Origin of the sequence: Streptomyces acidiscabies (assembly GCF_020010905.1) — a bacterium.
GTDB lineage: Bacteria > Actinomycetota > Actinomycetes > Streptomycetales > Streptomycetaceae > Streptomyces > Streptomyces acidiscabies.
In genome coordinates, this window is sequence record NZ_JAGJBY010000002.1 from 1513997 (window position 1) to 1536408 (window position 22412).

Consider the following 22412-nt stretch of genomic DNA (forward strand, 5'->3'; position numbering starts at 1 on the left):
TTCCAGACGGACGGTGGGTCAGCGGGTGCGGGAGGGGAGCGAGGGGAGAGGGACCGACGGGGGAGGGGTAGCCGGTGTGCTGCTGGCCGACTGCCGTGAAGTGGCCGAGTGCGCTGGGCTGTTGGCCACGGCTACCGCACTCATCGGCGGGCGTCCCGGACGGTGGGCGGTGGGAGGGGCCTGCAGGGAGCGGTGCGCGGCGGCTTCGGCGAGGGCGGGCTCCACGGCGACGGTGTGACCGGTTTCTTGGAGGGTCCGGACGGTGCCGACGACGGTCGTCAGGGCGTCGAGGTGGGCGGGGAGCGTGTAGACGTCGAGGGACGGCTGGTACTCCCAGCCGAGGGCGCGCAGGGCGTAGTCGCTGGGGGTGAGGGTGGGCCAGGGGGTGCTGGTGGCGGCGGTGACGCCGAGGTGAGGATGGTCGGCGATCGCCACGTCGGGGTCGGTGGAACGGGAGGCGATGCTGAAGTCGCTCTGCACGGTCAGGCCAGCCTGTTCCATTAGACGGCCTGCCTGGGCGGCGCGTTGGGCGGCTTCGGCGGGCAGGGCCTGGAGGGCGTAGAGGAAGGGGTGGTTGGGGACGCGGTGGAAGCCGAGGCGGTCGAGGTACCAGTCGGCGATGTGGTGCTGGGCGGGGTTGGCGGCGACGATGCCGTGGTCGGGGTGGTGGCCGAGGACGACGTCGGGGGCGGGAGAGGAGGTCATGGGTGGTTCCAGGATTCAGCGGCGCGAGCGGGACGGGGAGGGGCGCTGTGCAGCAAGCGCCGTCGGGTGGGCGGGTCGGGAGACGTGCGTGGTGCGGGGCGGGACGCCGAGGCGGTCGAGGTACGTGTCCAGCGCGCGCAGAAGCGGGATGACGTGGCCGCGCTGGGCTGCGTTGGTCCGCCGGGCGCGGAGTCGTACAGCAGCCGGTGCGCGGGCGAGGCGTCGCGGTTCCAGGAGGCGAGCCACGCTTCGGGCCGGCCGGGCGGATGGTCGCCCGGGGGTTCCTGGGGCGGTGCGATGAACAGGTAGGAGCCGTCGGGGAGTTCGGCGTGGACGACCCAGTCCGACAGCCCGTACTCGACGGTGCAGGTCAGGCCCCGTGCGGTGAGCGGACCGGTGACGTCGCGGTACAGGTTCTGGACGTCGTCGCGTTTCACCGGCCGCGCCGCGAGGGCGAGACCGCCGCGCGGGGCGCGGGCGGGACCGGCGTGGGAGTGGGCCGTCGTGCCGGGAGTTCTTCCGGGGGCGGTTGGGGTGTGCCGACCCGGGAGGTGACGCGGCGGGCGGCGCGGAGCATGGCGTCGCCGTGCATGGCCAGGCCGACGGCGTGGCTCCACGATTCGTAGCCGCGTTCCTTGAGGAGGAGGGGGAGTTCCTCCGGGGGCGCGTGGTGCAGGGCGTTGTCCACGGCCTGTCGTATGCGGGCGGTACCGGTGAGGTGGTGGCGGAGGGCGTCGAGTTCGCGTAGGTCGTCGCGGATCGGGCCGGTGAGGCGGTCGGCGCCGGTGGCCGCGGACTCGATGCCGTTGAGGACGGTGGGGGCGTGGGTGAGGTAGACGTCCACGGCGTCCATGGCTCGGCGGTCGCGTTGTCGGGTCGCGGCGTCGTACTGCTCGTCTCCGCCGAGGGAGTCGGTGTAGGTGGCGGAGACGGCGTTCCAGGAGTGGAGGGTCTGGTGGAGTTCGGCGGTCGCGTGGGCGAGCAGGGTGACGCGGGCGGCCCAGACCGCTCGGGTGAGGGCGGGCAGGAAGCCGGTGGTGATTTCGTCGGCCGCTTCGTGCGCATCGAGGGGCAGGGCGAGGAAGGCGGGGCCGGGGACGAGGGCGTCGGGGGCGACGTACGGGTCGGTCGGGAGGACGGCAGCGGCGGTGACCCGCTGGTAGGGCCCGGAGTCCTGGATGAGGACCAGGTTGTGGTGGGCGTCGGACAGGAGCGTGACGCGGGCGGCTTCGCGGGTGAGGGCCTGTCCTGTCCTCGGCTCGGAGTCCCAGAGCCGGTTGCGGAGTTCGGCCCAGGCGACGGAGTCCAGGGGCAGGCGGCTGGATTCCCAGGAGCCGGGGAGGGCATCGGCGACGGTGTCGGAGTAGGAGGTGAAGGAATGGTCTCGCCGGAGAGCTTCCTGCGGGTCGTGCATGGCTTGTACGAGGGCGAGATGCTTGGCCCACCGCTCGGCGAGGAACCGGATGTCCGTCGTGAAGTCCGGTTCGGTGGTGCTGATGGTGAGGGCGCGCGGGGTCCACGGGTCGTGTGCGGCGATCTCGTCGGGCGGAAAACCGTCGGGGAGGAGCGGGCCGACGACGTACAGCCCTTCGGCGGGGAGAGAGACGGCCAGGAGGCGGATACCGGTGGGGGTAGTCAGGAGCGACGCGGCGGTCGCCCGCCTCAGTGAGTCCCTCAGCAGGGAGTCCGGGATCTGCTGGGCGAGGTCGCCTTGCCGGGGAGCGGTGAGTGTGGTGGCGGTCCAGTCCAGCTTGTCGGCGAGGGATGTGATGAAGGCCAGGTCGGAGGGCGCGGAACGTTTTTCCTCGAAGGGGCGGGGGCTCACCTGCTGCGGCGGACCGGCGTGGGGACCGTGGGAGCTGTGGGCGCCTGAGTGGAGGAGGGGCCCGGAGCGGGTGTTTTCGGTGTGGGAGGGGGCGAGCCGATGCGGTGGGTGACGTGGCGGGCGACGCGTACGACGGCGTCGCCGCGTTCGCCGAGTTGGGCGGCGTGGTGCCACATGTCGGCGTTGCGGTCCTCGACGAGGAACGGCTGCTCGGCGGCGGTGGCCTGCTGGATGAGCTGGGCCCAGTGGCGTTTGATGCGGGTGGCGCCACGGAGGTCTTCGCGTACGTGGTCCAAGGTGCGCAGGTCGCGGCTGAGCGGTCCGGCGAGGTGGTCGGCGCCGGTGGTCACGGAGGCGATGCCGTTCAGGACGGCGGGAGCGTGGGTGAGGCAGACCTGCACGGCATCCCAGGCGCGGGCGTCGCGCAGGACCGCGCCGGCATCGGGGATGCGGGAGGTGTTGTAGGAGTCGGAGACGGCGTCCCACGAGTCGAGGGCCTGCCGCAACTCGACGAGGGCGTGGGCCAGGACACCGGTCCGGGCGGAGAAGACCGCGCGGTCCCAGGAGGGCAGGAGGTCGGCCTCGATGGTCCGGGCTGCTTCGGTGGCGTCGTTGGGCAGGGCGAGCAGGTCCGGGCCGGGGATGAGGCTGTCCGGGGCGATGCGCGGGCGGGGCGGGCGGAGGGCCGCGGCGACGATCCCCTGGTAAGGGCCGGTGTCCTGGACGATCAGCACGCGGTGGCGGGGTCCGGACAGGAGCGCGGCGCGCGCGGCCGAGGCGGCGATCCTGCGCCCGGGTTCGGGTCCGGCGCTCCACAGGCTGTGGACGAGACGCTGGTGGGCGGCGGAGGTGAGGTCCAAGGGTTGGGACGTCCAACTGCCCGGGAGGGAAGCGGAGATGGCCTCGGTGAAGGAGGTGAAGGCGTGGTCGAGGAGTTCCGCTTCGCCCGGTTCGAGCGCCGCCCGTGTGCGGGTGAGGAGCTTCTCCCAGTAGGAGAGGAAGAAGCGGAGGCGGTCGGCGGCGTGGTCGGGGGTGGCTGCGGCACTGACGAGGACGGAGGACGGTTCCCACTCGGCGAGCGCGGCGACCGCGTTGGCGGGCAGATCGGTGGGGCGCAGAGGGCCGACGAGATAGCGGTAGACCTCCGCGTCGGCGCGCGGGGCCACGATGAACTCGATGCCGCCAGGAGTGGTGAGCAGGGCTGCTTCGGATGCCTGAGCCAGGACATCGAGGAGGTGAGTGTCGGTTTCCCACAGAGGGTGGCCGTCCGGGCTCGTCGGGGCGGCGGTCCAACCGAGTTGCACGGCGATGGAGGTGGCGAAGCGGGTGACATCGGAGGACATGGCGGGTTCCCGGGCGTTCAGGCGCCCATGCGGGCGTCGGTGTCGAACAACTGGCGCTCGGCGGGGTGGAGGATGTGCTGGGTGATGAAGGAGCGTCCCGCGACCTTCCACAGGCCGCGTCCCTTGGTGAGGGAGGAGACTGCCTGGGTCTCGACACCGGTCAGGCCCAACAAGGAAGCGGCGGCGGCGAGTTGGTCGGGTTCTTGGCGGTAGATGATCCGGGTGGAGCAGTCCGCGAGCAGGCCCTCAGCCAGCACCCGGCCGCGTGATCCGGCGTCACCGGCGGACAGGAGGTCGGACAGCCGGTGGATGATCATGAGGTTCGCGATCCCCAGGCCCCGGGAGAGCTTCCACTGCGCCTGCATCCGCTCCAGCAGCCCGACATGGCGCATGACCCGCCACGCCTCGTCGTAGATCACCCACCGGCGTCCGCCCGCCGGGTCGGCGAGCGCGGCCTCCATCCATGCCGAGGCGCAGGTCATCGCGAGGACGAGTGCGGTGTCGTCGCCGGTGCCGCCGAGGCGGGAGAGGTCGATCGACAGCATCGGTGTCGCCGGGTCGAAGGCGACGGTGGAGGGTGCGTCGAACATGCCGGACAGGTCCCCGTGGATGAGCCGGCGCAGTGCGTGTGCGAGATCGTCCGAGGCGATGCGTCCGCCGAGTGCCTGTTCCAGGCGGTGCGGGGTGCCGAGGACGGCGGCGATGTCCCCCAGCAGCGGCACCGTCCCCACCCGGTCGGCGTCGGCGACGGTCAGGTCGAGCGCGACGTCGAGCGCGGTGTGCTCGGCCGGACGCAGCTCCCGCTTCAGCACGGTGCGGGCGAGGCCGGCGACCAGCAGCAGACGGCGCTTGCGGACCTCGGCCGACCAGTCCTCGGGTGCGACCGTCGCGGGACGCGCGGGAGCGTCGAGGGGATTGAGCCGTCCGGGAAGGCCGGGTCCGAGCGCGATGCTCTGACCGCCCAGCGCCTGCGCGACCGCCGTCCACTCACCCTTCGGGTCGCAGGGGACGTAGACGCGGTATCCGTGCGCGATCGCCCGCGTCGCGATCGACTTCGCGAGCGCGCTCTTCCCCATCCCGATGATCCCGGCCAGCACCACGTTGGGGTTGGTGAACCCCTCGATCCGGCCGCCGGCGTACAGCGCGAACGGGTCGTAGCAGAACGCTGCCTCCGCGTGCACGTCACGGCCGATGAAGATCCCCTCGGCGCCGAGACCGCCTTCGGCGAGGAACGGGTAGGCGCCGGACGCGGTCGCCGTGGTCAGCCGGTGCGACGGCAGCCGCACCTTCCCGCCGCGCGCCGACGCCGGACCGGGACGGCCCGACGCGGGGAACACCGGCTCCAGTTCAGGGTCCGGACCCGCGGTTTTACGGGGACGGCCGGTGTCCTGGGCCTTGCGGGCGCGGTGGCGAGCGGCCGTGTAGGCGGTGCGTGCGACCTTGCGGTCGGTCCGGCCGCTCCTGCGCGGGGTGAACAGGGAAGTCGCGGTGGTGCGGTTCATCGGGGGTCCCTCTGGGTGCGGAGGTCGGCGGGGGTGATGCGGCGGCGGATGAGGCGCAGCGCGTCCTGGTGACGGCGGCACACGGCGCGGTCCGCCGGCCGGGGTACGGGAGCGGGGGTGGTGTGGGATGCGTGGTGGAGGAGGTCGGCGACCTGCCAGGCCCGTATCCGCGCCGTCCGCAGCGGTACGGCCAACTCGCTGATCGGGCGGGCTCGTTCGGAGTGGACGTCGATCAGCCGCAGGAGCGCGACGGCGTGCGCGTGGAGGGTGTCCAGCTCGCCGGGGTCGGCGACGAGCGGTCCGTCGGGGACGGCCAGGGTCCGGTGCAGGTCCAGGGCGGCGGTGGCGAACGGCAGGAACTCCCCGCCACCGCCGCCCGGTTCACGGGGACGCATCCGTCTCTCACACGGCGAGCACGAGAGGAAGAGCCGCGCAGGTGAACGCGTCGGCCTGCTGCCAGGTCAGCACACGCAGGTCCAACTGCGCGGCCACAGCGGCGGTCTCGACGGTCGCGCACGCCGCGCGCAGCTTCTCCGGCGTGTCCGCCGACACGGTCAGCAGGCCGGTCAGAGCGACATCGGCGTGACCGGCGATGAGCTGCCGCTCCCGTTCACGGATGTCGGCGTACTCGATGCCGTCCGCCTCCGACTCGACCTGTCCGCGCCGCGCGCGTTCGCTCGCGTCCGCGATCACCGAGGCTTTGCGGCGCTGGACGTCACGCATCGCGGACTCGATGTTCTTCGGCGTGTAGGAGAGGGAGAGGGTGCGGCGGACCCCGGCGGAGAACAGCACCTGGTGCAGGAACCCGGCGCCGACTTCGGTGCGCGGCCAGTTCTCCACCCAGTAGGTGGTGTGGCAGGCGGTGTCCGTGGTGATCCGTCCGGGTTCCTCGGCCACGACCACCGGACCGGCCGCAGCCGGATCCGCGCCGGGGACGCCTTCGGGAGTCCACGCATCCAGGGACGGCAGCGCGGCGGGGTCGTAGGCGGTACGGACGACCGACGCGATCTGCCGCGCGTTCAGCCAGCCCAGCGGGGTCAGTCCGGCGGTGCGGGCGGCTTGGTCGAACGTCGCCGCCAGCTGTCCCAGCACCGCGAACCCGCCGGTCAGACCCCCTCCGGCCTGCGCGATGAGACGTCGGGTGGCCTTCATGTCCAGGGAGATCGCGACGTACGACTCGTGCGGTGCCGCCGCCGGACCCGCACCCGCGATCAGCTCCTCGTACAGCGGCCCGGCCAGCGTCGCCCGGGGGTGGCCGTGCTGCTGCCAGTAACGGCGCAGCGCGTCACCGGAGTCCGGGACGGTGCGCTCCAGCACCTGGATCCGCGCGACCTGTCCCGTCCGGGCGAGCGCGGCGAGCGCGCGACCCCAGCCGGTGACGTTGGCGTGCTGGGTGCCGGGGTCCAGGAGCGCGTAGGCGCGGGAGGCGACGCGGACCACGGCGGTCAGGGTCGCGGCGTGCGGATCATGGACGGCACCCAGACGCCGGTCGGCGGAGGTGACCACGCGCAGGCTCGCCGCCCTCCCCGGCAGGTTCAACACCCCCTCCTTCACGGGCCGTCGCGCGGGACGCGTCAGCCACAGGAGCTGGCGACGGACACGGCGCAGGGTGTAGCGGACGACGACCGGCGTCCAGTCGGCCAGCGAGCGCCCCCGGTGCCGCGCCAGGACCACAGCGGCGAACACCGCCCAGACGGGAAGCAGTTGGAGGGCGCCGAGGATTCCCCGGGCGGCGACCACCGTGAGGAGGAGCAGGCCGGTGGCGGCGGTGAGGGTGAGCTGGGCGGCGGTCAGGCCCAGGAGCACGCCCCGGCGGGAGCGGTGCGGGAATTTCACGGTCGGGGCAGAGACAGGCATACACGTTCCAAAAAGACGGAGGGGAGGCGGGGCGGGCCACGAGGGCGGCCCGCCCCGACCGGGTCAGGAGTCCTGGGGAGGGGTGAACTCCCAGCGGCTGGGGACCGCGTTGGGCAGGTCGTACGCCGCTGACGCTCCCGACGGCGGCATCGGAGCCGGGGCCGGCTCGGGCGCGTTGTCGGGGGCCGGCCGGTTGATCAGCGGCGGGATACCGGGGCGGCGGATCAGGGCCTGGCCCCGGTCCCCGCCCGCGTCCGTGTTCTCGCCGTAACGGAAGCGGGTGCGCGGCGGCTCGTGGCCGTCGATGCCTTCCTTGCTGAACGGGCCGCCGGACGGGTCGATCCCGGTGGCCACCCCGGACGAGTCCGCACCGGGAACCCCCGACGGACCCTGCGGCGTCGGCATCCCGGTGGACGCCTGCATCGCCAGGCTCCCCGCGGTCTTCGCCGCACCGGCCGCGACCGCGAACCCGGCCACCCCCGTGCGGTGCACGTCGTCATGGCCGCCGCTGTCGCTCGCCCAGTGCACGAACTTGTAGACGGCATACGGGCACAGCAGCACCAGCACCATCACGACGAGCCCGGCCAGCGCGTCCGACAGTGCCCCCAGCCCGTCGGCGGAATCCGTCTGCCCCAGCGCCGAAACGCCGATCAGGAACACGACCGTCATCAGCAGCTTGGAGACGACGAGCGTCGCGGTGGCCTCGATCCAGCCGCGCCGCCACCGCTTCGCCACCTCCCAGCCGCCGCCCGCCCCGGCGAACACCGCCAGCGCGACCAGGACGAGGACACCCACCTTCCGGGCGACCATCACCCCCCAGTACAGGAAGCAGCCGATCGCGCACACCAGCGCGACCAGCGAGGGCAGGGCCCAGCCCATCGAGTACATCGCGCCGAGGTTGCTGACTTTCACCACCCTGCGCACCGACGCGGCGACCGAGGTGTGCGCGGAGGCGAACAGCCCCTCCGACAACGCGTCCGTCGCGGTCACGGCGACCGACGTGAACGACACCGCACCGAACGAGAACAGGACCCCGGTCATCGTGCCGACGGCGGCCTGCGCGAGCGCCCGCTCGTCGCGGCGCCAGGCGGCCAGCATCAGCTGGAGACAGAACGTCCCCACCGTCAGGATCAGACCGATCGGCAGGATCAGCGCGTAGTTGTCGCGGAACCACGCCGCGTCCAGATCGATCCGGGTGGTCGCGTCCACACCCCGCGCAGCCAAGTCGGCGGCGGACGCGGCGAGTTCACCCATGCTCTTGGCGATCCACGCGCCGATCCCGTCGGTGATGCTCCCGGCCGGGTTCGACGCGAAGTCGACCGCCGAGCAGACGGTGTCCATCAACGGCAGGTCACATACGCTCACTCGGACCCGCCTCCCTTCTTACGGCGGCCGGTCACTGGGCCACCGCCGGGAAAACGCCCGCCAGCGCGCAGGCACGGCCGGGACGGCACTGGACGGCGAGCGTCACCGAGCGGGTCTCGGCGCCGCCCTTCGGGGAGCCCTTCCACGCGATCCGCTGCTTGCCGGTGACGGTGACCGCGTACACGTACGCGGTCGTGAGGCGGGACGGCTCCTCGCGCAACGCCTTCGCGAACGCCACCGGATATTGGGCGTCGGACGCTGTGGCGGTGGCGTACTGGAGCGAGCTGGCCATCTCGCCCCACAGGCTCGGCGAGGGAACCAGGGCGTCGACCGAGCCGGCGTCGGTGACCTTCTTCTCCGTCGACAGCCAGCGGTGCAGCAGCGCGAGGTGCTCGCTCTGGGTGCGGGCGCGGGTGTCGTACGACCACAGCGCGACCGCCGCCGCCTTCGCGTAGGCGAGGGGGTCCCTCGTGGTCGGCGGAAGCAGGGACGACGCCGGACCGGTCGCGGAGGGCGACGGGGAGGGGTGGCTGGAGAGCGGCGCGGCGGGGGAGGGGAGCGGGGCCGAACTCGGGCTACTGGTGGGCCGGTTCAGGTAGCCGACGGTGCCGGCCACGGCCAGGAGCACGACCAGCACCAGGGTGCCGAGCAGCATCCGGCGGCGGACCTGCCCCGGCTCGGGAGACGCGTGGGAGGGCTTCATCAGTGGACCTGCGATCCGAGCGACGAGAAGAACTGGACGATCCCGTTCGCCGCCCCCAGCAGCAGCGCGGCCCCCGCGCTCACCAGAACCCCCTTCTTCCCGCTCGCCTCGGCCTGGTGACCGCCGGAGTGATGGCCCCAGGCCCACACCCCCGCACTCACCGCGAGCGAGCCGACGACGGCGATGATCCCGAAGAGGTTGACCGAGCCCATCACCTTCTTCAGGACCGACAGACCGGGCAGACCGCCCTCGTTGGGGGAGATGCCGGGGTCGTAGGCGAGCTGGACGACGGAATGCGCGAGATGCACAGGGGAACTCCGATTCAGGGCAGGGAAAGGAAGCCCGGTGACGGGCGAGAAGAAAAAGAGGGAGGGGGAGCGGGGGCCGGTCAGATGACGCGGCGGGCCGCGAGAATGTTGCTCTTCCAGGACGCGAGCGTCGCGATCCGCACCACATCGCCGGTGTGCGGAGCGTTCACGATGAGACCGCCGCCGATGAACATTCCGACGTGCTCCGGTACGGCGGCCGTGCCCTCGGTGAACACCAGGTCCCCGGGCTCCAGCGCGGCCACGGACACCGCCTTGCCCTCCTTGACCTGGGTGTACGTGGTCCGCGACAAGGTGATCCCGCCTGCCTTGTACGCCTGCTGCATCAGCGACGAGCAGTCACAGCGGCCCATCGGGTCGGCGCCGTGCGCGCTGGTACAGGTCCCGCCCCACTGATACGGGGTGCCGAGCTGCCTGAGCGCCCACCGGATCGCCGTCCGCACCGCGACCGGCGCGCCGGCCGGGATCACGTACCCGTCAGGGACGGCACCGGCAGGAATCGCACCGAACTCCGTCCCATCGGCCGTACACGAACCGGCCGTCGAGACGGCCTCCGCCGTGGAGGCGGCGGGGGCGAGGGCCTGCTGGAGAGCGGTGGCCAGCGGCTCCCACTTCGCGTACGCGTCCGGGAACCCCGAGCGCTGGACCGCCTGCGCGGCCTGGGCGACGGTCATCGACTCCCAGCCTGGCACGCCCCGCAGCGCGGCGTAGAACTTCGTTGCCGCGTACGACGGGTCGAGGATCTGCTGGACCGTGCCCCACCCCTGCGACGGGCGCTGCTGGAACAGACCGACCGAATCACGGTCCCCGTACGGCAGGTTGCGCAGACCGCTCTCCTGGAGCGCGGTCGCCAGCGCGACGACCTGACCGCGTGCCGGGATCCCCATCGCGGTCCCGGCGGCCACGATCACCTTCGCGTTGGGGACTTGCTCGGCGGGGACGGACAGACCGGGCACCGAGATCGTAGTGCTCTTGTCCCCGGCCAGGGTGCTCTTCACCTGGGCGGCCACGGCGGTGGCGTCCACGTCCTGCGAACTGCTCGCGCACGTGGCCACCGCCATCCCCGAGGACGCGAAAAGCAGTGGAGCGGCCAGCAGCAGAGGACCGCAGGCGACCAGTCCGATCGCCGCGCCGGTCTTCTTCATGACCGGCACCTGGTCGGGCCGGGGCGGGGGAGGCGGGAAGACATAGGACTCCTGGGAGTTGAAGAGCGCGGTGCCGGGGCATCGTGCGGGGAGGAGCGCCGGCATCGCGCTGGTCGTGCGCCGCCGGTCGAGGCGGCTGAGGAGCCCGGGGAGGTGAAACTCCCCGGGGCTCACGGGTCCTGGGGTGCGGCAGCCGGCCGCGCTCGTAATCTCTCCCGACGTCCCACAACCGCCTCCTCCTCCGGGCACGCCGCGCCGAGGACAGCGCGAATGTGCAGGTCACAGCCAGGAAACCCCTGCTCGGGGTGGCTGTGGGGCGAGACAGTAGGCGGCATCTCCGGCCGCACCAAACGACCCCGCGCTCCCAGGGCGCGGCCGGAAAACACGGCTACGCTCCGGCGCCACCCCACCCGCCCGTTCCAGAAAGCGGACCCGCATGACCTACACGCTCCACCGGGGCGACGCCCTCACCGTCCTCAAAACCCTCCCCGACAACTCCGTCGACGCGGTCATCACCGACCCGCCCTACAACTCCGGCGGACGCACCAGCGCCGAACGCACCGGTCGCACCGCCCGCGCCAAGTACGTCACCTCGAACTCGGTACACGACCTCGCCTCCTTCCCCGGCGAGAACCGCGACCAGCGCTCCTACCGCGCCTGGCTCACCGAGCTGCTGACCGAGTGCTACCGCGCCTCGACCGAACACGCCGTGGCCTGCGTCTTCACAGACTGGCGCCAGGAACCCACTACCACCGACGCCCTCCAGATGGCCGGCTGGACCTGGTCCGGCACCATGCCCTGGATCAAACCCTCCAGCCGCCCCCGCAAGGGAGGCTTCAAACAGTCCTCCGAGTTCGTCGTCTGGGGCGTCAAGGGCTCGCTCGACAACACCCGCGACCTCTACCTCCCCGGCGACTTCACCGCCTCCCAACCCCGCAAGGACCGCGTCCACATCACCCAGAAACCCGTCGAGATCATGCAGACCATCGTCCGCGTCTGCCGCGAAGGAGGCACCGTGCTCGACCCGTTCACCGGCAGCGGCACCACCGGCGTCGCAGCACTCCGCGAAGGCCGCCACTTCATCGGCGTCGAACTCAGCGACCACTACGCCGAGATCGCCGAGAAACGCCTCAACGGCGAACTCACCCAGGACGACTTCGAACTCGCCGGGCCGGAAGAGTGAGAACGACGCCGCTGAGACAACAGGAGGGCGGGGCACCGTAGTTCGGTGTCCCGCCCTCGCCGCATGCTGCTCAGGCCGTCTCGAAGGCCCGGTCGATCAGCGGACGCGCCCGGTCCAGATCAGCCACGGACCTGATCCGCACCTCCAGATCCCCGGTCCCGTTGTGCCCGACCTCCCGCATGTCCCGAGTGAACCCCTCGGCCAGCTCCACTTTCGACGGATCGAGCCGCAGATACAGCAGGATGACCCCGGCCTTCGCGCGGAACACCACACTTGCCACGTTTACCATCCGCCGGAACGCGATGTACGTCTGCGTGGGGCGCACCTCGACATCCCGCTCGGCCAGCACCTCCGCCACCTCCCCGTACAGATCCGCCAGCCCGGCCGGCACCTGCACCACGTCCTCCACGACGACACCGGCCTGCTCGTCTGAGGAAGCGCAGACGGGTCCGTCGGGAACCTCCCAGCTCGGCCGCCGGTCCCGCGCTCTGCCCCGACCGCCCGAGACTGACTCCACGAGCTGAAGCGCCAACAGCCCGCCGTCGAAGACCCGGTAGCGCACCATGTCGACCGCGAACCCGATCCGCTTCACCGCATCCCGGTCCGCCCGCGTGAAGTCCGCCGCCACCACGATCACCCGCGGATCACGCCAGTCCACCCCCGCAGCAACCTCGTCCCCCAACTCCTTGCGGACCAGCGCCTCGAACTCATGCCGACTCTCCTGAAGCCACCCGAGATACGACACGGCCTGCGACATCACCCCGGCATCGACCCCGCGCTTGAATTCCACATTACTGACCGCAGGAGCCCGTGCACCGGCTCTGAACTGCGCCGATTCATAGACTACATGTCCGTGACGCTGGCTCACTACCTATCAGTGTCGCTCTTCCGAGGCATTGCCAAGATGAGCCTGATGCGTCGAATAGGGGCCTGTCCAGCGGACGCCGATGCCGTTGCGGTTGGATGGCGGTGCGTAGAGACCTGCGCTTCGCGTTCGAGTAGATAGAGGAGTGTGCGGCCCGGTGGATCTGGTGCACGAGGTTGTCGCAGGCAATCGCTATCCGGGGCGGGGCGTGCTGTGGGCGAGGACGCTCAGCGGCGCGCTGTGCGGTGGCTACTTCCTGACCGGACGCAGTGCGGCCTCCAAAGCCCGCGCCGTGCGCCGCGGCGAGGGAGAACTGATCGTCGCGCCGACCGGCGAGGCCGAACACGATCCGCTTCGGCACTACGTTGCGGCCCGCGAGCGGGATGGGTGGCTGGTTTTCGGCAACGGCGAGCAGGTCGCCGTGGTGTCGGACCGGCTGCAGGAGACTCAAAGCCCGGTCGACGCGCTGGGCGGGCTGGAGTACGAGCCCGATCCACCGATCTTCACGCCCCGTGTCACCGTGGTGGCGGACGTCCACTCGGGACAGGCGGCGTGGTTCGGTGCTGCGCGGCGGAGCCGCAGCGGTCGGGCGGCGGCTGACGTGCTGACGCTCGCGGTCAGGGATCTGGAGCCGGGGGACGCTGTGTTGATGACGACGTACCGCTCCGATGGTCGCTCGGTCGCGACCGGCGAGCCGTTCCTCGAAGCCCGGACCGAGGCAGCCGACCAGGACGAACTCCTGGAGGAGCTCTGGGGCGCCCTCACTCCCGAGCTCCGCGTGGCGGTGGCGGTCTTCGAGCCGGGACGGCTGGCCGATGCCGCCATCCGCCACGAGGTGTCTGCTTGGGTGTGATCAGCTGTCAGGAGCGGCGAGTTGGGCTTCGAGGTCTGCGACGCGGCGGTCTTGGAAGCGGAGGTTGGAGCGGGCGGCCTTGAGCCGTTCGTCGAGGGTGCGGTTGTCGGCGGTGAGCTGCCGGACTCGTTGCTTGAGGGTGGTGTTCTCGGTGGTGATCCGCTGGATGGCCTCCTCGGTCCACTCTGCTTCCAAGTCCCGGATTTGTCCGAGGAGTTCGCCGATGCGGGTGCGCTGGATGCGGATCTCGGCGTGGGCGCCCTTGATAGCCTCCTCGGCGTTCAGCGCACGTTCGCGCCAGGTCGCCTGCCGCTCGGTGTCCTGCTCGACGAGCATCCCCGACCGTCGTTCGCCGGCCTCTGCCATCGCCGAAGCGATGGCGGCCCGGGCATCGGGGTTGTCATAGAGGAAGGTGCGCGAGACGTCCGCGCGGCGGGCAACAGCGGCGACACTGACCTGGGCTTTCTCGCGTCGAATCCGGGCGATCGCGTCGTGGATGCGCTCCAGGGCGGCTTCGGTTTTGCGGCGGCGTGCGGCCAGGGCCGCCGCGGTGCGGGGTTCGGGGACCGTGGCGGTGTTCATGCGGCGTCCTGTTCGGGGGCGTCTCCGTCGTCTGTGCACGTATCGCTGTATTCGCCCTGCTCGTCGCTGCCTGCGTCGGCGAGGTCGGCGGCGCGGAAGGCGGTGGACCACACGCGGTGGAAGTAGTCCTGGGGTTTGCGCAGGTCCAGCGCCAGGGCGTCGTCGAGGAGACCGAGGCCGGCCAGGGCCTTCTCCAGGCCGTCGATGGCGCGGGCAGTGGGCTCGAAGTAGCGGTGGAGGTAGTCGGCGGTGGCGTCATCGGGGGCACCCTCAGCCAGCAGCCGCCACTGCTCACGTTTCCGCCGCCAGTACAGCAAATCGGCGCCGGACAGGACGAACTTGTCGCAGTTGTGGCAGTCGAGGCTCCAGGGGCAGGCGCCGCCGTCGACGACGGGCTGGAAGGTGCAGAACCCGCCCTCGGCGGGGGTGCTGCGGCGTGACAGGTCGATGGCCAGGGCCTGGGCCTGTTCTCGGGTAAGCGGGATGGTGTCGCTGGTGAGGATTTCGCCGGGACTCGTGGTGCCGGGTCCGGCGACCCATACATGCTGGAGGACGTTGTCCAGGTCCGACTGGGTCAGGTGGACGTAGTGCTCGGCCATGCGGTCGGAGACCTGGCCGAGGTAGCGGCGGATGTGCGTCAGGCTCGCGCCGTGCCGCAGCAACCGGGTGGCCAGCGTGTGCCGGGCCTGGTGGGCGACGTAGTGACCGCCGAGGTCAAGGTCGGCGATCCAGCTGCGGAAGCCGGTGTGGAACCAGGTGTAGGACAAAGCGCGGCGGCCGTCGGGGTTGAGGATGTCGGTGGGGAACAGGGCCAGGTGAGCGCGTTCGGCAGCAGTGGGCGGGCGGCCGGCGTGCCGGTCGGCGTAGTGGGTCAGAGTCTTTTGGCGGCGTTCTTCGAGCCGGTCCAGGAGTTGGTCGGGGATGCGGACGGCCGCGTTCAGGTTGCCGACCTTGGTCTGGTCGTGCCAGAGCAGGGGCAGCCCGCCGTAGCGGCCGATGCAGTCCAGGCGGAGCTGGATGACCTCGCTGGCGCGTCGGCCGGTGACGATGATGGTCTCCCACATGTCCCGCAGGCCCCGGTCGTGCGGGTCGTAGCCGTCGGCGAGCTGCTGCAGGTTGGCTTCGTCCGCAAGCGCGCGGGCGACTTCGTCGGGGAAGGGGTTGCGGCTGCGGGGCGTGCCCGGGCCGCCGACCGGCATGGCGGCGATGAAGGTGCGGTCCAGGCCGATTCTCTCGGCGCTGCCGCTGTCCAGCGCGCCGCGCAGCAGGGACCGGCCGTAGTTGAACACCATCCGGCGCGAGTTCTCGGTGACCTTCGCCCTTTTGCCGTCCAGGCGGGCCTGGCCGCGGAAGGCCAGGCCGAGGCGTTCGCGGTTGCGCAGGTCCGCGACGAAGCGGTGGACGTGCTCGCTGCGCAGCACGGTGGGGTCGTGGCCGCCGCCCGGCGCCTCCGCCTCCAAGAACGCGGACAGTTCGGCGCCGGCGCGGCGCACGAAGTCCACCGGCTGGGCGCTGCGCGGGCAGGTGGGCGAGCGCAGTACGTCGGCGATGTGATCCCACAAGAGGTCGCGCAGCCACTGCTGGGTGATGCAGGTCAGGTCGACGTAGCTGGAGCGGTGGGGGAAGCGCACCCCGAAGTGCTCGGTCTCGATGTAGCCGGCATCCCGGGTGTCGGAGGGGGTGAAGTAGATCTTCCGCAGGGCCTGTTGCATCTCCTGGACCATGCGCTGGTGGTAGGCGCGGCGGAAGACGGAGGCTTCCAGGCCGGCCAGGGAGTCCACGTCGCGGCGCTGGCACTCGTCCGCGAGCGACTGCACCCACGTCAGGTGCCACACGGCGACGGGCTGCAGGCCGTGGACATACATGCCCCACTGCAACTCCGCCCTCAGCAGGGGCCGCAGCCCGCGCAGGTTGACCGTTCCGGTGCGGTGCACCGGCAGTTGTGCGCTGCACCAGGTACGGAAGGCGACTTCGTCCTCACAGGTCACGGGCACGGGGCGATCACTGCGCTCGTAGGTGGCGAAGAAGTTCTTCGGCGGCTTCGCCCCGCCCGGGCGCCCGGCCCGGATGTAGCCGCGCTCGTGCGCGCCGCACAACCCCAGCGGCGAGGCGGCCAGTTCGTCGCACACGTCCGCGCGGCACTCGCCGTAGCCCGGCAGGCACGGCTGGTCGGCCAGCCATCGCTCGAACTCCCCCTCGTTCACACGTCCTTCGGGGTGCCGCTTCAGGTGGCTCAGCCACCGGTTGCGGTGCCGGAAGCACAGCACCAGTTGCAGGCTGAACGCCGGCCGCTGCGGGCAGATCCGGCACATCATCGCCTCCGGCATCTCCGTGGCCGGCAGCGGCTCCGCGGTCCGCAGGAACTGAGCCCGGCTTATGCCGCGCGCCTCCGCCTCCTGCCACTGCCCGGCGTGCACCGAGCACATCGCGTAGCGCCGCCAGCGGGGCCGCTCGCAGTCGACGACTGTGCAGCTCCACGGATAGACCGGGTGCGTCGGCGGGATCTTCAGCACCCCGCCGCGCAGCACCGGGTCGAACTCGGGCCCGTTGATCAGCGCGGTGAGCACTTCCAGCCGGTCCCGTCGCGTGCGGGCATCCTGCTGCGGCAGCAGCGACGGCGTCGTCACTTCGTCTCACCCCAGACCGTGCGCAGAGCGGCGTCGAAGACCGGGTCGTGGACATCGACGTGGCCGTACACCTCATCCACCATCGCGGCCGAGGCCCAGCCGCCGGCGTCCCGGGCGATCAGCGTGTTGCCGTCGGCCGCGTCGAGAACCGCGGAAGTAAACGAGTGCCGGAAGGCATGGGGTTTCACGACCCCGAGTCCGGCGCGCTTCCCGGCCCGGCCGAGCATCCGCCGGGCCCCGACCGGCGCCCACGGCTGTCCGGTATCGGCGCCGTGCAACTGAACCAGGAGCATGCCGTGCCCGGCGCCGCGCGGGTACTCGGTGGTGACGTACTCGAAGTAGGTGTGCACCATTGCCGGGCTGACCCGCTTGATCAGCCCGCCGGTCACGATGCCGTGCTCGACCCGCCAGGGGTGCTTGGTCTTGGCCTCGGCCCGGTTCGGATTGCCGGGCCGGTGGCAGACGTGCAGGTGAGGGGCGCGGCACTCGCCGCAGGCCGCGTTCTCGCGCAAGTGCAGGTCGACCAGGTGCAGCCCGCAGAGCTCGCCGATGCGCAGCCCGCCGTCGGCGAGCCAGGTAACCACCAGCCGGTCCCGGGCGCCGTTCACCGTCTCCAGCAGCCTCTCCCGGGCGCCGTCCGGAAGCATCTTCGGATGCCGGCGGTGCGGCCCCTTCGGCGCCAGCGGGTTGCTGGGCAGCGACGACTTCACATGCCCGAGGAACGAACGGCGTCGGTCCACCCGCGACGGCAGCCGCGACTTGTCGAGCTTCTTGCCGAGTTCGCCGTTGATGCCGAGGGAGGACTGGTGCAGGTAGAAGCCCTTCAGACAAGCCGCCGCGGTCGACAACGCGGAGTGGCCGTAGGGGCGCTTGCCGACCCGCCACGGCTCGCCGAGCGGCATGCGGACCTCGGCACCGACGATACCCATGTACCGTTCCAGGTCCCGCAGTTGAACTGCGGCGAAGGTCAGGCCCTCCCGCTCCAGCCACCGCAGATGGTCCACCAGCAGATACGCGTACGTCCTCTGCGTTCCCGAACCATCATGCAGACGCAGGAACCGGTCCGCCTCCGCGTACACCGTCCCCTCGGGCCACACGATCGTCCACGACCGCCGCCCGTCCTTCCGCTCGATCTGCTGGACCCGCAAGTCCCCGACCACCACACGCCGTGCCACTCGTCCTCCGTACCGACTCCAGAACATGACAGACGTCCCGGACACGGTCGGTAAACAAGCCTGGGACGTGCTGGTCACAGTCCCAGACGGACATCACGGGCAGGACTACCTGCGGTCGGTAAACTCCACGACGACCGGCGCCCCGTTCTCGTCCAGCCCCAGCGAATCCACCCGCCCGCCGTGCCACCCCGTCCGGTACTCCGACGCCAGGAACCGCACCCCCAGCATCGCCTCCATACTCGCCTCGACCCGCCGCTGAAGCACTGCTTCCAGACCCACCGTCCCACCACGAAGCTCTACGTCACGACCCTGACCATTCCGACGGAAGACCCGAAGATCCGACATGTCCGCCCCCTCCTTGCTCACCCTCAGACAAGGAGCAATCAGAATCGGGCGGTTGATATTCCGGTATTCGATGTCCGGGATGCGCGGGTGCTGACGCGATGCCGACGGCGTTCCTGTTGCACGTTCTAGCCTGTTGGCATGATGACGAGGTCGTTTGAGCCACACGAACCCAGCGAGGCGGAAGAAGCCGCCAAGTACTTCGTACAGGTGTGGGCGGAGGCCGTCCTGCGCCAAGCGCGACGGACACGAACCATACGGGACAAGAGCGCTGCTGATTCCCGTAGTCATGACCGCAACGAGGACTGGAGCCCCGACGCGCATGAGCTGGGGGAGAATTTCCGGACACAGTGGGCTGAGGAACACATGCTCGTCTGGTCTGCCTACCAACTGGAGCGATGGCGTGCTCGCCTTGCCAAGGAGCGAGGCGAGGAGCCACCACCCGAGAGCCAGAGACTGAAGGACGCACGCGACGCGCTGGAGCACTTGGACGAGGCTCGTCTGGAAGAGGATGGAGCCAGACCGCCAGCCGACAAGGGTATCCAGGGGAAGGCGCTCCGCAAGCTGCCTGAACAGTTCCTCAGGTTCTCGCTCGGCAACAGCAAGCTCTTCGAAGTCCTGGACCCGAACAAGCTTGACGAGGAGGCTCTGGAGGTCGTGGCCTCCATTGAGAAGGAACTTGAGGCTCAGGTCCTAGCTGCGTACGAGGACCTGCTCAGAGGTCGGTGAGCTGTTGGCGACGAGCGGGGTGCTTGGAGAGGGCGACTTGTTGGAGATCTACAGAGCAAGTGTGGAGTGGAGGCCGGGAGAAGCGGTGCTCAGCGGTGGCAGGACGCCTCCAGGACATCTACAACGCCGAGGACAAGGAACACGCGGCCAAGGCTGTCGCCGCGTTCGCCAAGCAGTACGGGGTGAAGTTCCCCAAGGCCGTCAAGAAGATCGTCAATGGCGAGGACGAGCTGCTGGCGTTCTACGACTTTCCCGCCGAGCACTGGATCCATCTGCGGACGACGAACCCGATCGAGTCGACCTTCGCGACCGTCCGGCTGTGGACGAAGGTCACCAAGGGGGCTGGCTCACGAGCCGCCGCCCTGGCGATGGTGTTCAAGCTCGTCGAGTCCGCCCAGGCCCGCTGGCGAGCCGTGAACGCACCCCACCTCGTCGCCCCCGTCCGAGCCGACGCCCGCTTTGAACGCGGAGAGCTCGTCGAACGTCCCGAAGTCCACGCAGCCTGAACAATCAACTGATCCACAGGTCTTGACGATTACTCGGCCCGGTGAGGCAAGGCGCACTGATGGCCATGGTGTAGGCGGAGGGGGGACTGGCGGGGCTTCCTGGCTCTTGCTGAACGGGTGTACCAGTAGACGGACATCGTCTCGCGCACCACTGTAAAGCCCCGCGTACTATGAATTTTCGTGGATCTCGTGGCGCGGGTGCGTCAGGCACTCAGAGAACAAGCTATTCACCCGACGGAGTTCGAGCGGTGTGCGTGCGCTCTCCTGCAAGCGCAGTACCCAGGGCTGTCTGCGGTGGAGGGCGGCCATGACTTCGGTCGCGATGCCGACATCTACTTTCCCCTTGGCGCCGACGACGTGGACGCCCGAGGGCGCCTACTCGCCACCACTGGCGACCCTGTGGCGAACCTGCGCACTGGTCTCCGAAGAATGCGCGAGGAGGGTGTGCGAGCTGACCTGATTGTGGTGGCCTGCTCACGAGCCGTCGACGCGAATACACGTGCGGCAATGGACCGATTGTGTGAGAGGCGCACCCTCCCAGCACCGCATATTTACGCCCAGGAATGGTTCGTTGACCACCTCGTGCGTGAGCCGGCTTGGCGATGGAACCTTCTGCGCATCGCGGCGGACTTGGGTGCTCTGCTTGACCGACCGCTCGAGGCACCGGACCACATGACGGACCTGACCCCGCTCGTGGGCCGGGAGAGCACACTTGCAATGCTCGGCAGTGAGGTTGATGCCGGTCGCGACACTGTTCTGGTCGGTGTCCCCGGTGTGGGGAAGACACGGCTTACTTCTGAGCTGGATTGCCGCGTCGTCTACCTTGAGCAGACGCAACTCGACCGACTCATCGACGAACTGTTGCAGGCCCGGCCTGATGCCGTCGTGGTGGACGACGCCCATGTTCGCCTCGACAACATCCGTGTTCTCCGGCGGGCCCGCCGCCAGGCAGACCTCTCATTCACTATCGTCGCGCCGACCTGGCCTGACAGGGCCGACGAGGTGATGTCAGCACTTCCCGGGGCCGTCCGTGTCGACGTCGACTTGCTGGAACGGGCCGACATGAACACGTTGGTCACCTCAGTCGGTGTGACCGGCCACCGGGCACGTGCTGTGGTTCTCGCTCAGGCGGACGGCAGACCGGGCTGGGCCGTTACGCTCTGTGAGTTGCTTGCCATGGGGGAGGGCGACAGGGTTGTAACTGGTAGGGCGCACCTGGCGAACGTGGAACGACATCTCCGGCGCGTCACTGAATCTGAGACGGCTGTGGACACCCTGGCTTGCGTAGCGGCCCTTGGAGGTGCGTCCACCGAGACTCTGTACGCGCTGGCGCCCCTCGTCGGCGAGCCGCCAGCCAGCATGTCCGGCCTGATGGAGCGCCTCGCGCGCAACCAGGGCTCGATCAAGTTCCGTGAGTGTCCGGGGTGTTGGTGATGCCCAGGATGGCGAGTGCTCGTTCGGGTTCGTGGCGGATGGCGCGGGTGGTCTTGGCGATGTTGTCGGCTCCGAGGATCTTCAGGGTGCCGATGGCGAGGTTGCGGATGGTGGCCATGGCGCGGGGCGTGGTGCCGGCGTGAATGGTCGAGGCGTCCTCGGCGAACGTGACGTCTCGGATGTAGTGGGAGGAATTTTCGATTCCCCAGTGCCCGCGAATGGCGGTGGCGAGGTCGGCGGGGCGGGTTTGGTGGGCGGCGAGGCTGGTGACCGCGTAGACGTTCTCGCGGGTTTCGGGCCGACCGGTGGGCTTGCGGCGGCGGTGGACCCGGATGGCGAGGTGAGCGTGGGGGAAAGCGATGCCGCCGAGGTTGTCGGCGATGGCGCAGGTCTTGATCGAGCGGGACTCGCGGCGGCCGTGGGCGGTGGCGGAGGTGGTGTGCTGGACCTTGATCGACGTCCAGGGCAGAGCGGCGAGCTGGGCGTAGGCAGTGGGCTGGTTGGTCTTGATGACGGCGATGTAGTGGGCCTTCTTCGTCTCGGCCAGCCAGGTGATGTTGGCCTTCACTGAGTGGAGGGCATCGAAGGTGACGACGGTGCCGGCGAGGTCGAGTGGCGCCAGCAGGGGCTTGAAGTGGCGCACTTCGTTGGTCTTCGCACCGACCTCGACCTGGGCAATCGTGGCGACGCGGTCGTGGGTGACCGCCGAGAGCAGGTGACGGCGCGGCGCGGCCAGGCGGGCTGAGCCCCTGAGGGCCTTGCCGTCCACGGCGATGACCTGCCGCGATCGGGCCTCGGGCACTTCCGCGGACGCGGTGATGCGGTGCCGGTCGGCCAGGTAGGCGCCCACAGCCTGGTCCAGGGCGTCGCCGTCAAGTGCCGAAAGAACGCGTCCGAGAGTGACCGGCCTGGGGCTGCGCCGCCAGCCGAGCAGGTGACGGCGTACCCCGAGGGATGCCAGCAGCGAGTTCGTGGCCCGCTCGCCGAACTCGGCGAGCTCGTCGATGCTCTTCGCTCCGCAGACGGCCGCGCAGGCACACACCAGCAAGATCGCCGTCAGCGAGTACCACCGGCCCCGGCGCGAGCGCGGATCCGGAACCGATTCGAGGTAGGGACGCAGGTCAGCGATCCGGTCCGCATCCAGCGGACCCAGCTTCTCCAGCACGGCAGGGATAGGGGAAGATGCAACAGCAGGCACGGGACGTCCTCGTGATCATCTGGCTTCGACACCACAATGATCACGAACCCCCGTGCCTGCTCTGCTGTCCGCCCCTACCGGCCTGATCGCCAACCCTCCACGCAATCACGGAACTTGACGGAGCCCTGGCTGAGGCTCGGCGGGGGG

At 70.3% G+C, this 22412-nt stretch carries 20 protein-coding genes and 2 pseudogenes; 5 read left to right on the forward strand and 17 right to left on the reverse strand.

Annotated features, from left to right (window positions below; genetic code table 11):
• Nucleotides 1-18: 18 nt before the first annotated feature.
• The 11 genes from J8M50_RS33750 to J8M50_RS33800 form a co-directional block, all read right to left on the reverse strand.
• Nucleotides 19-705 carry a hypothetical protein gene (locus J8M50_RS33750; RefSeq protein WP_010358371.1) on the reverse strand — a complete coding sequence of 229 codons (687 nt, stop codon included), beginning with the start codon at nucleotides 703-705 and terminating at the stop codon, nucleotides 19-21.
• Nucleotides 702-1142, reverse strand: a complete 441-nt coding sequence (locus J8M50_RS33755) for a hypothetical protein (protein WP_010358372.1) — start codon at nucleotides 1140-1142, stop codon at nucleotides 702-704. Before J8M50_RS33755 ends, J8M50_RS33750 begins: the two co-directional genes overlap by 4 nt.
• Entirely contained in the window at nucleotides 1139-2530 is a 1392-nt protein-coding gene (locus tag J8M50_RS49375) for a hypothetical protein (RefSeq protein ID WP_010358373.1), read from the reverse strand. Before J8M50_RS49375 ends, J8M50_RS33755 begins: the two co-directional genes overlap by 4 nt.
• Nucleotides 2527-3873, reverse strand: coding sequence for a hypothetical protein (locus J8M50_RS33765; RefSeq protein WP_010358374.1), 1347 nt, complete (start codon nucleotides 3871-3873; stop codon nucleotides 2527-2529). The genes J8M50_RS49375 and J8M50_RS33765 overlap by 4 nt, the downstream gene beginning before the upstream one ends.
• 17 nt (nucleotides 3874-3890) lie before the next feature.
• Nucleotides 3891-5375 carry a putative type IV secretion/conjugal transfer ATPase gene (locus J8M50_RS33770; protein WP_010358375.1) on the reverse strand — a complete coding sequence of 495 codons (1485 nt, stop codon included), beginning with the start codon at nucleotides 5373-5375 and terminating at the stop codon, nucleotides 3891-3893.
• Entirely contained in the window at nucleotides 5372-5770 is a 399-nt protein-coding gene (locus J8M50_RS33775) for a DUF6238 family protein (protein WP_010358376.1), read from the reverse strand. The genes J8M50_RS33770 and J8M50_RS33775 overlap by 4 nt, the downstream gene beginning before the upstream one ends.
• Before the next feature lie 7 nt (nucleotides 5771-5777).
• Nucleotides 5778-7232, reverse strand: a complete 1455-nt coding sequence (locus J8M50_RS33780; RefSeq protein ID WP_075662300.1) for an SCO6880 family protein — start codon at nucleotides 7230-7232, stop codon at nucleotides 5778-5780.
• 63 nt (nucleotides 7233-7295) lie between these two features.
• The gene (locus J8M50_RS33785; RefSeq protein ID WP_029184727.1) at nucleotides 7296-8597 is read right to left on the reverse strand and encodes an SCO6881 family protein; all 1302 of its coding nucleotides are present in this window, start codon (nucleotides 8595-8597) and stop codon (nucleotides 7296-7298) included.
• Nucleotides 8598-8628: 31 nt separating this feature from the next.
• Entirely contained in the window at nucleotides 8629-9300 is a 672-nt protein-coding gene (locus J8M50_RS33790) for a hypothetical protein (protein ID WP_010360853.1), read from the reverse strand.
• Entirely contained in the window at nucleotides 9300-9608 is a 309-nt protein-coding gene (locus J8M50_RS33795) for a DUF6112 family protein (protein ID WP_010360854.1), read from the reverse strand. The genes J8M50_RS33790 and J8M50_RS33795 overlap by 1 nt, the downstream gene beginning before the upstream one ends.
• An 80-nt stretch (nucleotides 9609-9688) precedes the next feature.
• Nucleotides 9689-10771 carry a C40 family peptidase gene (locus J8M50_RS33800; protein ID WP_029184728.1) on the reverse strand — a complete coding sequence of 361 codons (1083 nt, stop codon included), beginning with the start codon at nucleotides 10769-10771 and terminating at the stop codon, nucleotides 9689-9691.
• A 436-nt stretch (nucleotides 10772-11207) separates the two neighbouring features.
• On the opposite strand from J8M50_RS33800, the gene J8M50_RS33805 reads away from it, so the two are divergent.
• Nucleotides 11208-11954, forward strand: a complete 747-nt coding sequence (locus J8M50_RS33805) for a DNA-methyltransferase (protein ID WP_010360857.1) — start codon at nucleotides 11208-11210, stop codon at nucleotides 11952-11954.
• Between the two features lie 70 nt (nucleotides 11955-12024).
• Here J8M50_RS33805 and J8M50_RS33810 read toward each other — a convergent pair whose 3' ends face one another.
• Nucleotides 12025-12744 carry a DUF5655 domain-containing protein gene (locus tag J8M50_RS33810; protein WP_010360858.1) on the reverse strand — a complete coding sequence of 240 codons (720 nt, stop codon included), beginning with the start codon at nucleotides 12742-12744 and terminating at the stop codon, nucleotides 12025-12027.
• A gap of 232 nt (nucleotides 12745-12976) precedes the next feature.
• Between J8M50_RS33810 and J8M50_RS33815 the strand changes: the two genes are divergently transcribed.
• Nucleotides 12977-13672 carry an IMP cyclohydrolase gene (locus J8M50_RS33815; protein WP_075693088.1) on the forward strand — a complete coding sequence of 232 codons (696 nt, stop codon included), beginning with the start codon at nucleotides 12977-12979 and terminating at the stop codon, nucleotides 13670-13672.
• On the opposite strand, the gene J8M50_RS33820 is transcribed toward J8M50_RS33815, so the two are convergent.
• From J8M50_RS33820 to J8M50_RS33835, 4 genes and pseudogenes are all read right to left on the reverse strand, one after another.
• Nucleotides 13673-14254, reverse strand: coding sequence for a DUF6262 family protein (locus J8M50_RS33820; protein ID WP_010360948.1), 582 nt, complete (start codon nucleotides 14252-14254; stop codon nucleotides 13673-13675).
• Nucleotides 14251-16881, reverse strand: coding sequence for a tyrosine-type recombinase/integrase (locus J8M50_RS33825; RefSeq protein WP_075693844.1), 2631 nt, complete (start codon nucleotides 16879-16881; stop codon nucleotides 14251-14253). Before J8M50_RS33825 ends, J8M50_RS33820 begins: the two co-directional genes overlap by 4 nt.
• A complete protein-coding gene (locus tag J8M50_RS33830) occupies nucleotides 16878-18056 on the reverse strand; it encodes a tyrosine-type recombinase/integrase (protein ID WP_075692555.1) in 1179 nt (392 codons plus the stop codon). The genes J8M50_RS33825 and J8M50_RS33830 overlap by 4 nt, the downstream gene beginning before the upstream one ends.
• A gap of 120 nt (nucleotides 18057-18176) precedes the next feature.
• A pseudogene (locus J8M50_RS33835) lies at nucleotides 18177-18401 on the reverse strand (hypothetical protein); the annotation flags it as partial.
• Between the two features lie 138 nt (nucleotides 18402-18539).
• Here J8M50_RS33835 and J8M50_RS33840 point away from each other — a divergent pair.
• From J8M50_RS33840 to J8M50_RS33850, 3 genes and pseudogenes are all read left to right on the forward strand, one after another.
• Entirely contained in the window at nucleotides 18540-19127 is a 588-nt protein-coding gene (locus tag J8M50_RS33840) for a hypothetical protein (RefSeq protein ID WP_141655688.1), read from the forward strand.
• A gap of 41 nt (nucleotides 19128-19168) precedes the next feature.
• A pseudogene (locus J8M50_RS33845) lies at nucleotides 19169-19633 on the forward strand (transposase); the annotation flags it as partial.
• Between the two features lie 180 nt (nucleotides 19634-19813).
• On the forward strand, nucleotides 19814-21067 hold the full coding sequence (locus J8M50_RS33850) for a hypothetical protein (RefSeq protein ID WP_119612590.1): 1254 nt from the start codon (nucleotides 19814-19816) through the stop codon (nucleotides 21065-21067).
• On the opposite strand, the gene J8M50_RS33855 is transcribed toward J8M50_RS33850, so the two are convergent.
• Nucleotides 21036-22232, reverse strand: a complete 1197-nt coding sequence (locus J8M50_RS33855; protein ID WP_079187963.1) for an ISAs1 family transposase — start codon at nucleotides 22230-22232, stop codon at nucleotides 21036-21038. The two genes, J8M50_RS33850 and J8M50_RS33855, sit on opposite strands and share 32 nt — an antisense overlap.
• Nucleotides 22233-22412: the final 180 nt, after the last annotated feature.